Genomic DNA, 12,519 nt, shown 5'->3' with positions numbered 1-12,519 from the left:
GCTTGGAAGACTTGTCTTAAAAAATCTATTTTTTACGTGCCGACGCGTACTCAGCTACTGCTGTAAAGAGGACGTCGGTAGAAGAGTTCAGGGCAGTTTCGCAGGAATCTTGGACGACACCGATGACAAAACCAACTCCGACTACCTGCATAGCAACGTCATTTGAAATCCCAAAGAGACTACAAGCGACGGGGATGAGGAGAAGTGATCCACCAGCGATTCCAGAAGCTCCACAGGCAGAAATAGCAGCGACGACACTGAGCACAAAGGCTGTACCAAAGTCGACAGAGATTCCTAGCGTATTGACTGCAGCTAGAGTCAGAATGTTAATGGTTACGGCTGCGCCAGCCATGTTAATAGTGGAGCCAAGTGGGATAGAAACGGAGTAGGTATCTGGATTGAGTCCTAGGTCTTGGCAGAGTTTCATGTTGACAGGGATATTAGCGGCAGAACTACGAGTAAAGAAAGCTGTAATTCCACTGACACGCAAACATTTAAAAACAAGGGGATAAGGATTTTTTCTCATAAGGAGAAAGGCAATGAGGGGATTGATGACAAGGGCCACAAAAGCCATAGTTGCAATCAAGAGTCCTAGCAAAATTCCGTAGTTAGCAAGGCTGGTAATTCCTTTATCAGAGATGGTCTTGAAGACCAAGCCCATAATTCCGAAAGGTGCCAAATTGATAATCCACTCCACAATCTTGGAAGTTACACCAGCCATGGTTTTGAGCAATTCCTTGCTGTTTTTGCTAGCTTCTCTCATAGCAAGTCCAAAGACAACAGCCCATGATAGAATTCCAATATAGTTGGCTTTGACGACGGCGTTGAGGGGATTGTCCACGAGATTCAGCAGGAGGTTGCTGAGAACTTGACCGATGCCGTCTGGTGGGGCAATCTCTGTGCTCGCACTGCTGAGAGTAATCTGGACCGGGAAGAGAAAACTAGCCAGTACAGCAATCAAGGCAGCTGCAAAGGTGCCGAGTAGATAGAGAAAAATAACGGTCTTCATATTCGTATCTTGCCCTTTTTGATGTTGTGAGAGGGCATTTGCGACGAGGGTAAAGACCAAGACAGGAGCGATGGCTTTCAGACCCCCAACGAATAGGTCACCGAGAATGCCGAGCCCCGACAGACTAGGAAAAAGTAGCCCTAGAGAGGCTCCCAGAAGCATGCCGATTAGGATACGTTTGATGAGGCTGGCCTTGTTCCAGGCTCGAATGATTCTTTTCATAATAGTCTCCTTCAAAGTGTATTGTTTATGATTATAGTATAAATATGCCGTTGAGGCAAGTCTTTTTTTGAGTTTGGGGGAATATCGGAATATTTATGAGGGATTTGAACGGGATGATTTGTGGTATAATACTAAAAAGGAGTTTTGTATGCAAGAATTTTTTCAACGTTATCTTGATAAATTGGATGTAACAACTGTATTAGAGAATGTCTTGACCAAGGTGATTTCTCTTTTGATTCTCTTTCTGCTATTTTATATAGCTAAAAAGATGCTTCATGCGGCTGTCCGAAAGATTGTCAAGCCCTCGCTTAAATTTTCAAATCGGGATGCAGGCAGACAAAAGACCATTTCTCGTTTACTTGAGAATATTTTTAACTACACACTTTATTTCTTTTTAATCTACTGTATCTTGTCCATTTTAGGCTTGCCAGTTTCCAGCCTCCTTGCTGGGGCAGGGATTGCTGGGGTAGCCATTGGAATGGGCGCACAAGGTTTTCTGTCTGACGTTATCAATGGTTTCTTTATCCTCTTTGAACGCCAGCTCGATGTGGGCGACGAAGTGGTCCTCACAAATGGTCCTATTACCGTATCTGGAAAGGTTGTCAGTGTAGGAATCCGTACGACCCAACTTCGCAGTGACGACCAAGCCCTTCACTTTGTTCCCAACCGAAATATCACTGTTGTTAGCAACTTCTCTCGTACAGAGTAGCCCTGCTATTTTAGCAGATTTGTGGTACAATAGAAGGAGTTTGGTAAAGGAGAGAGTATGCTATTTGTAGAGAAAAAACTAGGTCACAATTGTACCTGGATAGACCTTGATGTGGACAAGATTAAAAACATGGAAGATCTTTCTGACGTCTATGGATTGGACAAGGAAACCATCGAGTATGCTCTAGATAGAAATGAACGAGCCCATATGGATTATAACCGTGAAACGGGGACGGTAACCTTCATTTATAATGTTCTTGATTTAGAAAAAGACAAAGAATATTATGAAGCGATTCCGATGACCTTTATCGTTGAAAAACAACGGTTGATCACTATCAGCAATCACAAGAATACTTATGTGATTAAACGCATGGCAACCTACCTTGAAAGCCATGAAATTATTTCCATCTACAAATTTCTTTTTGCCAGTTTAGAGATTATTAGCAATGCTTATTATCCAGTTATTGAAGAGATGGATAAAAGTAAGGATGAAATCAGTGCACTTCTTCGTCAAAAAACAACTAAAAAAAATCTTTTTGCCCTCTCTGACTTGGAAACTGGTATGGTTTACCTGACAGCAGCTGCCAAACAAAATTGTCTCCTCTTGGAACACATCCAAGGGCATGCTCTTTATCGCAATTTTAATGAGGTAGAAAGAGAGCAGTTTGACGATGCCATGATTGAAGCGCACCAGTTGGTTTCGATGACAGACTTGATTTCTCAAGTTTTGCAACAACTCTCAGCCTCTTACAACAACATCCTAAATAATAATCTAAATGATAATTTGACAACTTTGACCATTATCTCAGTCTTGCTAGCTATCCTTGCGGTTATTACAGGATTCTTCGGAATGAATGTTCCCTTACCGTTTGCAGATGAACCAAATGCTTGGATTTATATTTTGATAGCTAGTCTCATTTTATGGGTAGTCTTAGCCCAATATTTAAAGAATATTGCTAGAAATTAAAAAGAAAAGGAGCCAGAATGGCGATTGAAAATTATATGCCAGATTTTGCTGTGGAAGCAGTTTATGATCTGACGGTCCCAAGCCTGCAAGCGCATGGTATCAAGGCTGTTTTGGTCGATCTGGACAATACCCTCATTGCTTGGAACAACCCTGATGGAACGCCAGAGATGAAGCAATGGCTACATGATCTCCGTGACGCGGGCATTCGCATCATCGTGGTCTCAAATAACACCAAAAAACGAGTTCAACGAGCAGTTGAAAAGTTTGGGATTGATTACATTTATTGGGCTCTGAAGCCCTTCACATTTGGGATTGACCGTGCCATGAAGGAATTTCACTATGAGAAAAATGAAGTGGTCATGGTCGGCGACCAGCTCATGACCGATATACGGGCAGCTCACCGTGCAGGTATTCGCTCGATCTTAGTCAAACCCTTGGTCCAACACGACTCTATCAAAACGCAGATCAACCGAGCTCGCGAGCGCCGTGTCATGAAGCAAATTACTGAAAAGTACGGACCGATTACATATAAAAAAGGAATCTAACTATGGAAGAAATTCTCTGTATTGGTTGTGGAGCAACCATTCAGACGACAGACAAGGCTGGTCTAGGATTTACTCCCCAATCAGCACTCGAAAAAGGCTTGGAGACTGGAGAAGTCTATTGTCAACGCTGTTTTCGTCTCCGGCATTACAATGAAATCACAGATGTCCAGTTGACGGACGATGATTTCCTCAAACTCTTGCACGAGGTGGGAGACAGTGATGCCTTGGTGGTCAATGTCATTGATATTTTTGACTTTAATGGCTCTGTCATCCCAGGATTACCACGCTTTGTATCGGGCAATGATGTTCTCTTAGTTGGAAATAAGAAAGATATTCTGCCCAAGTCAGTTAAACCGGGCAAGATTAGCCAGTGGCTCATGGAACGTGCCCACGAAGAAGGACTTCGTCCTGTTGATGTCGTCCTGACTTCGGCTCAGAATAAGCATGCTATCAAGGAAGTCATTGACAAGATTGAACACTACCGTAAGGGACGCGATGTCTATGTGGTCGGTGTGACTAACGTTGGAAAATCAACCCTCATCAACGCCATTATCCAAGAAATCACGGGTGACCAGAATGTCATCACGACTTCCCGCTTTCCAGGGACAACCTTGGACAAGATTGAGATCCCGCTTGACGACGGGTCTTATATCTACGATACACCGGGGATTATCCACCGTCACCAGATGGCCCACTACTTGACGGCAAAAAACCTCAAGTATGTCAGCCCTAAAAAGGAAATCAAGCCCAAAACCTATCAGCTCAATCCGGAACAAACCCTTTTTCTAGGTGGTTTAGGACGATTTGACTTCATTGTAGGAGAAAAACAAGGTTTTACCGCTTTCTTTGACAATGAACTTAAATTGCATCGTACCAAGCTAGAAGGAGCAACTGACTTCTACGACAAGCACCTCGGAACCCTTCTGACACCGCCAAATAGCAAGGAAAAAGAAGATTTTCCAAAACTTGTCCAACACGTCTTTACCATCAAGGACAAGACAGATTTAGTCATCTCAGGACTAGGCTGGATCCGCGTAACAGACACCGCCAAAGTCGCTGTCTGGGCACCAGAAGGCGTCGCCGTTGTCACACGCAAAGCAATCATTTAAAATAAAATCGCTGAGCGAACAAAGTGAGCTCATACAGAGATAGTTATTGCCGTGGTGTGATTGTCAATCGTTAGATTGGCAAGGGGCACAATTGAGACCAAGGCTCAATTGTGAGGTCAGGAAATCCATTTTTCAAAGATGAGATCTTTGGAAAATTAGTTCCGACCGTCCCTCACCACTTAAAATAACTATCAAAAAAGGAAGAAAGATTATGTCATTAACATCGAAACAACGTGCCTTCCTCAACAGCCAGGCACATACCCTCAAACCCATCATCCAAATCGGGAAAAATGGTCTCAACGACCAAATCAAAACCAGCGTCCGTCAAGCTCTTGACGCGCGTGAATTGATCAAGGTAACGCTCTTACAAAACACAGATGAAAACATCCACGAAGTAGCTGAAATCTTGGAAGAAGAAATTGGTGTGGATACTGTCCAAAAAATCGGACGCATCTTGATTTTGTTTAAACAATCCAGCAAGAAAGAAAATCGCAAGATTTCTAAAAAAGTCAAAGAAATCTAAAACCTACTCCAAACAACTGTTTTTACAGAGAATTAAAGGAAGACGAGCCTATGGCAATCGAATTATTGACTCCCTTTACCAAGGTAGAGTTGGAGCCAGAAATCAAGGAGAAAAAACGCAAACAAGTCGGGATTTTAGGGGGGAATTTTAACCCCGTTCACCATGCCCATCTTGTTGTGGCGGACCAAGTACGACAACAGTTGGGACTGGACCAGGTCCTGCTCATGCCCGAATACCAACCACCTCATGTAGATAAAAAGGAAACCATCCCCGAGCACCATAGGCTCAAGATGCTTGAGTTGGCGATTGAGGGAATTGAAGGCTTAGCCATTGAAACCATTGAGTTAGAGCGCAAGGGCATTTCCTACACCTACGACACCATGAAGATTTTGACAGAGCAACATCCAGATACGGATTATTACTTCATTATCGGTGCGGATATGGTGGACTATCTGCCTAAGTGGTATCGGATTGATGAACTGGTTGATATGGTTCAGTTTGTGGGGGTTCAGCGCCCACGCTACAAGGCAGGAACTTCCTATCCAGTCATCTGGGTGGATGTGCCTCTCATGGATATCTCATCCAGCATGGTGCGTGATTTCCTTGCCCAAGGTCGGAAACCCAACTTTCTCCTACCTCAGCCAGTGCTTGACTACATCGAGAAGGAGGGACTTTACTGATGGCATACCAAGACTACATCAACTGCTCCCGTGAGGAATTGCTAGAAAAAATGGCAGAGCTTCTGCCTGAAAAACGCTTAACCCATTGTTTGGGTGTAGAGCGTGCAGCCATAGAGCTTGCCCAGCGATTTGGAGTCGATGCTGAGAAAGCTGGTCTAGCAGGCCTTCTTCATGATTATGCTAAAAAGTTGTCAGATCAGGAATTTCTAGACTTGATTGACCGTTACCAATTAGACCCTGACCTCAAAAACTGGGGCAATAATGTCTGGCATGGCATGGTTGGCATCTACAAGATTCAGGAGGACTTGGATTTGCATGATCCAGAAATCCTGCGAGCTATTGAAATCCATACAGTCGGTGCTGGTCAGATGACCGATCTAGATAAAGTCATCTACGTCGCAGATTATATCGAGCACAATCGTGCCTTTCCAGGCGTGGACCAGGCACGTGAGATTGCTGTGCTATCGCTCAATAAAGCGGTGGCCTACGAAACAGCTCGTACCGTGGAGCATCTAGCTCATCAGGGATTCCCCATCTATCCCCAAACCCTTGAAACCTATAACGCCTTTGTGCACTATTTGAAAGAGGACTAAATGAACGAAAAAGAATTACTAGAACTAGTCGTGAAAGCGGCTGATGAGAAACGTGCGGAGGATATCCTCGCACTTGACGTACAAGATTTGACTAGCGTGACGGACTATTTTGTTATCACGAGCTCAATGAATAGCCGTCAGTTGGACGCTATTGCTGACAATATCCGTGAAAAAGTAGCTCAAGCAGGCTTTAAAGGCAGCCATGTCGAAGGCGATGCAGCTGGAGGCTGGGTGTTGTTGGACCTAGGCGGTGTCGTTGTGCATATCTTCTCAGAAGAAATGCGTGCCCACTATAACTTAGAAAAACTATGGCATGAGGCGGATTCAGTAGATATATCTGAAACTCTGGCGTAGAAGATGAACTCAGTTGCAGTCAACTGGGTTTTATTTGCTTATTTTAGAAAAAATGGATAGAAAGGTGAGAGCGTCGTGTTTTGTTCATATCGAAACTGAACACGAGCTAAAAGCTACGAGAAAAAGATAAACTTCCTTTGTATCTGACGATACAGCAGAAAGTTTCCTATTTTCTCCTTGCTTTTAACACTCTTTGTATCTTAGAAAGGATTTGAACCCGTCCTGTAATCGTCGGAAAATAGATAGCCTTCCTTGGAGCTTGGCTCCATCGTCAAGCTCCTAATTTTCATTCCGATTACTGGCGGACTTGGTATCATGATTATGGCAACTTATGAAACCTTTGCGGCTGTTTACGATGCTGTGATGGATGATAGTTTATACGATAAATGGACGGATTTTTCTCTGCGCCATTTGCCAAAAACTAAGGAGAGAAAGAAGCTTTTGGAATTGGCCTGTGGGACAGGCACTCAGTCTGTCCGCTTTTCTCAGGCTGGTTTCGATGTGACGGGACTTGACTTGAGCGCGGATATGCTGAAGATTGCGGAGAAGAGAGCTACTTCAGCCAAGCAAAAGATTGATTTTATTGAAGGCAATATGCTGGATTTATCCAAGGCTGGTAAGTACGACTTTGTTACGTGTTACTCGGACTCTATCTGCTACATGCAGGATGAGGTGGAGGTAGGAGACGTCTTTAAGGAAGTCTATAATGCCCTCAATGAAGACGGAGTATTCATCTTTGACGTGCATTCGACCTACCAGACAGATGAAGTTTTTCCAGGCTATTCCTATCATGAAAATGCGGAAGATTTTGCCATGCTTTGGGACACCTATGAGGACGAAGCACCTCACTCCATCGTGCATGAGTTGACCTTCTTTATCAAGGAGGCTGACGGTTCCTTTAGTCGCCACGATGAAGTGCATGAGGAACGAACCTATGAGGTCTTGACCTATGATATCTTGCTGGAACAAGCTGGTTTCAAGTCTTTTAAACTCTATGCGGACTTTGAGGACAAGGAGCCAACAGACACCACTACCCGTTGGTTTTTTGTCGCGCAGAAGTAGGAGATTATCATGACCATCACAGGTATTATCGCGGAGTTCAATCCTTTTCATAATGGGCACAAATACCTGCTGGATCAGGCGGAGGGACTGAAAATCGTTGCCATGTCTGGGAATTTCATGCAGCGTGGAGAGCCTGCTATCGTGGACAAGTGGACACGGGCTCAGATGGCGCTTGAAAATGGAGCGGATCTGGTAGTGGAATTGCCCTTTTTAGTCAGTGTTCAGGCGGCGGATTTCTTCGGTCAAGGGGCTGTGGATATCTTGGCTCGGTTGGGGATTGATAGGCTAGCTTTTGGGACGGAGGAGCTTCTGGATTACCAGAAAATTGCAGACTTATACACAGAACAAGGTGCTGAGATGGAGAAATTTGTGGAAAATCTACCTGATCCTCTCTCTTATCCCCAGAAAACCCAAGCCATGTGGAAGGAATTTGCAGGTCTTGATTTTTCAGGCAATACCCCCAATCATGTTCTAGCTTTAGCCTATGCCAAGGCAGTTGCGGGACGTAAAATTAAACTCCATCCGATTCAGCGCCAGGGCGCGGGCTATCACTCTGTGGATAAGAATGAGGACTTTGCCTCGGCAACAGCCATCCGTCAGCACCAATCAGACCAAGATTTCTTAGAACGTTTTATGCCTTCTCTTGACCTCTTTGAGCAGGCGTGTAAGGTGAGCTGGGATGACTATTTTCCCTTGCTCCGCTATCAAATCTTGTCAAATCCTGACCTAACGACCACCTACCAGGTCAATCAAGAAATGGCTGTGCGCATCAAGGAAGCTATTAAGACGGCTCAGTCTGTTGACGAATTGGTCGAGGCGGTTGCCACCAAACGCTACACCAAGGCGCGTGTCAGACGCCTCTTGACTTATATTTTGGTGCAGGCTAGAGAAAGTGACTTGCCAGAAGGCATCCATGTCCTTGGCTTTACCGAAAAAGGCAGACAACACCTCAAGTCTCTGAAAGAGCAGGTCCATTTAGTCAGCCGCATTGGCAAAGAACCTTGGGATGCTATGACTCAAAAGGCAGATCAGATTTACCAACTAGGACACCCAAATATAGCGGAGCAGAATTTCGGTAGAGTGCCGATTAGAATAGAATCAAACTCAGTCTACTGAAAGGTAGGCTTTTTCATTTTAGAAATTTTAGCTAGCAAATTGAAGGTAAATTTTTGGAAAATGACAGACTTCCTAAGTTAAAAAATCAGTGAAAAATTTTAGTTTAATAACTAGATTCTTGTCCTCGGATCCGCTTAATAACTCTTATTTTGTGGTATAATCATGATAATATAGATTAAAAGGGGTATATATGAAAAATATAGTGACGAGGATTCTTAATTTTTTTCTGAATTTTAAACAGCTACTGAAATATCCATTTCAAAGACCATCATGGAGTAGTAATGTTAGAATTGTTGAATGGTACAAAATATTTATAGCCAGTATATGGGTACTGTATCTTGCACTTGAGATTGAACAATTTAAACGCTTTGCTTCACCTATTTATAAATTTGTATCTAATTATAATTTTTTAAAAGATATTATTTCAATGTTATATGAGAATCGTGTAATAATATTGTTAGCACTGACTATACCAATAATACTATTCTGGTTTTTAGACATAATTTTTAAAAAAGTGAGTTATAAGAAACTAAACCCAGAGCTATTTCCAGAATATGACTTGGATGACTATCCTTATCAAACTCATCTGGTGGAGTTTTTAAATAGTTCAGATTCTATTCATAATGTCTTCTGGTTGGATGGTTCTTGGGGAAGTGGGAAAACATTTTTTATAAAGACGTTTTTTGAAAATCAAATTTACAAAAAGAAAGAAATCTACTATATTTCCTGCTTTGGGATAAAAACAAGAGAGCAAGCCGAGAAAATATTGATCAATGAAATAGAAAAACAATCCATACTTGGAAATTTGGACTTTATTCCACTTGTTGGAGGAGTTTTTAAATGGTTCTTTAAAACAGTTGGAACGGATTTGATGAAGCGAGATTCTATCATTATTTTTGATGATTTCGAACGGGTCTCATATGCAGAAACATCAGATAACCCTTCAGATTACAATGATTTATTGGGTTATATTGACTATCTTTCTGAGAATAAAAAATTTAAAATTATTGTAATTTTAAATAGTAAGGAAATGGAATCAACAAAGGAAAATCTCATTGATAAAAAATTTAAGCTGAATCATAATCGAATTGTATCTACAGGAGAAGTCATAGATAACATTTTGAGAAAAAGTAAGCTGAAGGATGATGATCTTGGGAAAATTCTATCATTAATTTTTAAAATTTATTATGTAGATATAGATGAAAAAGTCGTACAAAATAAGAAAAAAAACAGAAAAGTAGAGAAACCAAGTTTAAGAGAGTTCCAGAAGTCATTAGAAGAACTTTCGAATAAAACTGATGAAAGCGAGAAGGCAGATTGTATTATCAAGGGTATGAATGGTTGGGAAGAAATTGATAGTATTCTAGTATTGTTTTTTGAATGTTATATGTATTTTAATGGGATAGATAAGTATAACAAGTTAATTGAGTCTGACAGATATTTTCATTTTGAAATGTTAGCAAAGATTGTAGATTTTAATATTGAGGATCTTATAGTAATTTCATATGATCTTTCGAACGTAGATGGAGAATTATATAATAAGAAAAAGGCCTATCTTTCTCAACTTTTATCGTGTTTATGGAAGATAGGGCTAAGAAATTTATTTTTATCAGAAAAAACCAATAAGGTATTTTATCGTAACTATAATTATTCTAGTTATGAAATAGAGGAGCGTCTAGTTGAAATATACTATGATGTTTTAGACAAGAATATAAAAGATGATTATCGAATTAATAACATAGAGAGATTAGAAGATCCAGAATATCAGAACTTTATAAAAAAATATCTACCTTTGGAATCAAAAGGGAAAATTACAATTAATCAAATTCCACTAGATAAATTAATACAATAGAGCTTAGAATTAGGTGGCTCTTTGTCTAAAATTCACACAAAACTCTTCAATTTGGGTTTGTGAAAATCGGTTTTTTATGATAGAATATTAAGGAATGTATGTCATTCGATAAACAAATTTAATGAGGTAAAAACATGGAAATCATGACACTTGCGATTGCTGTTTTTGCCGTCATCATTGGTTTAGTCATTGGATATGTCAGCATCTCAGCTAAGATGAAATCATCTCAAGAGGCTGCAGAGTTGATGCTTCTAAATGCTGAACAAGAAGCAACTAATTTACGAGGACAAGCTGAGCGCGAAGCGGATTTATTGCTAAATGAAGCCAAGAGCGAAAGCAAGTCTCTTAAAAAAGAAGCACTATTGGAGGCCAAAGAGGAAGCCAGAAAATACCGTGAAGAAGTGGACGCTGAATTTAAGTCAGAACGTCAGGAGCTCAAGCAAATTGAAAGTCGTTTGACGGAGAGAGCTACGAGCCTTGACCGTAAGGACGACAATTTGACGAACAAAGAAAAAACACTTGAACAAAAAGAACAAAGTATTTCTGATAGAGCAAAAAACCTTGATGCACGTGAAGAGCAATTAGAGGAAGTCGAAAGACAAAAAGAAGCTGAACTTGAACGTATCGGCTCCCTTTCCCAAACTGAGGCTCGAGATATTATCTTGGCTCAGACAGAGGAAAACTTGAGCAAGGAAATTGCTAGCCGTATTCGTGAGGCTGAGCAAGAAGTCAAGGAACGTTCAGACAAGATCGCTAAAGACATCTTGGTTCAAGCTATGCAGCGTATCGCTGGTGAGTATGTAGCGGAGTCAACAAACTCTACAGTTCACCTACCAGACGATACCATGAAGGGACGCATTATCGGTCGTGAAGGTCGAAACATTCGTACCTTTGAAAGTTTGACAGGGGTCGATGTCATCATTGACGACACGCCAGAAGTGGTAACCTTATCAGGATTTGATCCGATTCGTCGTGAAATTGCTCGTATGACCATGGAAATGTTGCTCAAGGATGGCCGTATCCACCCAGCTCGTATCGAGGAGTTGGTGGAGAAAAACCGTCAAGAGATTGACAATAAAATCCGTGAATATGGTGAGGCTGCTGCCTATGAGATTGGTGCGCCAAACCTCCATCCAGACTTGATGAAGATCATGGGACGTTTGCAGTTCCGTACTTCATATGGACAAAATGTCTTGCGTCATTCGATTGAGGTTGCTAAGTTATCTGGTATCATCGCCAGTGAACTTGGTGAAAATGCAGCTCTTGCCCGTCGTGCTGGCTTCCTTCACGACATCGGGAAAGCTATTGACCGCGAGGTTGAAGGTAGCCACGTTGAGATTGGTACAGAGTTGGCTCGTAAGTACAAGGAACACCCAGTTGTGGTGAATACCATTGCTAGCCACCACGGCGATGTCGAAGCCGAAAGCGTCATTGCAGTGATCGTTGCTGCAGCAGATGCCTTGAGTGCAGCGCGTCCAGGTGCTCGTAGCGAGTCTCTTGAAAGCTATATCAAGCGTCTCCATGATTTGGAAGAAATCGCCAATGGCTTTGAAGGAGTGCAAAATAGCTTTGCCCTTCAAGCAGGACGTGAAATCCGTATCATGGTTAATCCAGGACAAATCAAGGACGACAAAGTCACAATCTTGGCTCACAAAGTTCGTGAGAAAATTGAAAACAATCTCGATTACCCAGGAAATATCAAGGTAACCGTGATCCGTGAACTTCGTGCAGTAGATTATGCTAAATAAAAAAATGAAATCAGATAAAAATCTGATTTCA

At 41.8% G+C, this 12,519-nt stretch carries 13 protein-coding genes; 12 read left to right on the top strand and 1 reads right to left on the bottom strand.

What is annotated here, in order from left to right; translation table 11 throughout:
- Positions 1 to 25: 25 nt before the first annotated feature.
- Entirely contained in the window at positions 26 to 1,231 is a 1,206-nt protein-coding gene (gene sstT / locus MK403_RS02030; protein ID WP_173257487.1) for a serine/threonine transporter SstT, read from the bottom strand.
- A gap of 148 nt (positions 1,232 to 1,379) precedes the next feature.
- Here sstT and MK403_RS02025 point away from each other — a divergent pair, with 148 nt between their 5' ends.
- The 12 genes from MK403_RS02025 to MK403_RS01970 all read left to right on the top strand — a co-directional run bounded on the left by MK403_RS02025 (position 1,380) and on the right by MK403_RS01970 (position 12,488).
- Positions 1,380 to 1,940, top strand: coding sequence for a mechanosensitive ion channel family protein (locus MK403_RS02025; RefSeq protein WP_125394742.1), 561 nt, complete (start codon positions 1,380 to 1,382; stop codon positions 1,938 to 1,940).
- 57 nt (positions 1,941 to 1,997) lie between these two features.
- Complete coding sequence (locus MK403_RS02020; protein WP_268708802.1) at positions 1,998 to 2,906, top strand: magnesium transporter CorA family protein; 909 nt, start codon at positions 1,998 to 2,000, stop codon at positions 2,904 to 2,906.
- 17 nt (positions 2,907 to 2,923) lie between these two features.
- Complete coding sequence (locus tag MK403_RS02015; RefSeq protein WP_268708801.1) at positions 2,924 to 3,451, top strand: YqeG family HAD IIIA-type phosphatase; 528 nt, start codon at positions 2,924 to 2,926, stop codon at positions 3,449 to 3,451.
- Positions 3,452 to 3,453: 2 nt separating this feature from the next.
- Positions 3,454 to 4,560, top strand: a complete 1,107-nt coding sequence (gene yqeH / locus MK403_RS02010; RefSeq protein ID WP_268708800.1) for a ribosome biogenesis GTPase YqeH — start codon at positions 3,454 to 3,456, stop codon at positions 4,558 to 4,560.
- A gap of 211 nt (positions 4,561 to 4,771) precedes the next feature.
- Complete coding sequence (yhbY, locus tag MK403_RS02005; protein WP_000060169.1) at positions 4,772 to 5,083, top strand: ribosome assembly RNA-binding protein YhbY; 312 nt, start codon at positions 4,772 to 4,774, stop codon at positions 5,081 to 5,083.
- A gap of 50 nt (positions 5,084 to 5,133) precedes the next feature.
- On the top strand, positions 5,134 to 5,763 hold the full coding sequence (locus tag MK403_RS02000) for a nicotinate-nucleotide adenylyltransferase (RefSeq protein ID WP_000963696.1): 630 nt from the start codon (positions 5,134 to 5,136) through the stop codon (positions 5,761 to 5,763).
- On the top strand, positions 5,763 to 6,356 hold the full coding sequence (gene yqeK / locus MK403_RS01995; RefSeq protein ID WP_268708799.1) for a bis(5'-nucleosyl)-tetraphosphatase (symmetrical) YqeK: 594 nt from the start codon (positions 5,763 to 5,765) through the stop codon (positions 6,354 to 6,356). Before MK403_RS02000 ends, yqeK begins: the two co-directional genes overlap by 1 nt.
- Entirely contained in the window at positions 6,357 to 6,710 is a 354-nt protein-coding gene (gene rsfS / locus MK403_RS01990; protein WP_268708798.1) for a ribosome silencing factor, read from the top strand.
- Positions 6,711 to 7,031: 321 nt separating this feature from the next.
- The gene (locus MK403_RS01985; protein WP_326845896.1) at positions 7,032 to 7,772 is read left to right on the top strand and encodes a class I SAM-dependent DNA methyltransferase; all 741 of its coding nucleotides are present in this window, start codon (positions 7,032 to 7,034) and stop codon (positions 7,770 to 7,772) included.
- A 9-nt stretch (positions 7,773 to 7,781) separates the two neighbouring features.
- Positions 7,782 to 8,888, top strand: coding sequence for a nucleotidyltransferase (locus MK403_RS01980; protein WP_268708797.1), 1,107 nt, complete (start codon positions 7,782 to 7,784; stop codon positions 8,886 to 8,888).
- Positions 8,889 to 9,078: 190 nt separating this feature from the next.
- Positions 9,079 to 10,740 (top strand): P-loop NTPase fold protein, encoded by a 1,662-nt coding sequence (locus MK403_RS01975; RefSeq protein ID WP_268708796.1) that lies wholly within the window; start codon positions 9,079 to 9,081, stop codon positions 10,738 to 10,740.
- Positions 10,741 to 10,874: 134 nt separating this feature from the next.
- Positions 10,875 to 12,488, top strand: coding sequence for a ribonuclease Y (locus MK403_RS01970; protein ID WP_049501134.1), 1,614 nt, complete (start codon positions 10,875 to 10,877; stop codon positions 12,486 to 12,488).
- The last annotated feature ends 31 nt before the right edge of the window (positions 12,489 to 12,519 follow it).

Source organism: Streptococcus oralis (genome assembly GCF_026782285.1).
Lineage (GTDB): Bacteria > Bacillota > Bacilli > Lactobacillales > Streptococcaceae > Streptococcus > Streptococcus oralis_CG.
The sequence above is the reverse complement of the archived record's forward strand: the minus strand, read 5'-3'. Positions and strand labels throughout refer to the sequence as shown.

Coding starts and splice junctions, on each gene's coding strand:
- yqeK (WP_268708799.1), top strand. CDS start 5,763: ATGGCATACCAAGACTACATCAACTGCTCCCGTGAGGAATTGCTAGAA.
- MK403_RS02025 (WP_125394742.1), top strand. CDS start 1,380: ATGCAAGAATTTTTTCAACGTTATCTTGATAAATTGGATGTAACAACT.
- sstT (WP_173257487.1), bottom strand. CDS start 1,231: ATGAAAAGAATCATTCGAGCCTGGAACAAGGCCAGCCTCATCAAACGT.
- MK403_RS02020 (WP_268708802.1), top strand. CDS start 1,998: ATGCTATTTGTAGAGAAAAAACTAGGTCACAATTGTACCTGGATAGAC.
- MK403_RS01975 (WP_268708796.1), top strand. CDS start 9,079: ATGAAAAATATAGTGACGAGGATTCTTAATTTTTTTCTGAATTTTAAA.
- MK403_RS01985 (WP_326845896.1), top strand. CDS start 7,032: ATGGCAACTTATGAAACCTTTGCGGCTGTTTACGATGCTGTGATGGAT.
- rsfS (WP_268708798.1), top strand. CDS start 6,357: ATGAACGAAAAAGAATTACTAGAACTAGTCGTGAAAGCGGCTGATGAG.
- MK403_RS01970 (WP_049501134.1), top strand. CDS start 10,875: ATGGAAATCATGACACTTGCGATTGCTGTTTTTGCCGTCATCATTGGT.
- MK403_RS01980 (WP_268708797.1), top strand. CDS start 7,782: ATGACCATCACAGGTATTATCGCGGAGTTCAATCCTTTTCATAATGGG.
- MK403_RS02000 (WP_000963696.1), top strand. CDS start 5,134: ATGGCAATCGAATTATTGACTCCCTTTACCAAGGTAGAGTTGGAGCCA.
- yhbY (WP_000060169.1), top strand. CDS start 4,772: ATGTCATTAACATCGAAACAACGTGCCTTCCTCAACAGCCAGGCACAT.
- yqeH (WP_268708800.1), top strand. CDS start 3,454: ATGGAAGAAATTCTCTGTATTGGTTGTGGAGCAACCATTCAGACGACA.
- MK403_RS02015 (WP_268708801.1), top strand. CDS start 2,924: ATGGCGATTGAAAATTATATGCCAGATTTTGCTGTGGAAGCAGTTTAT.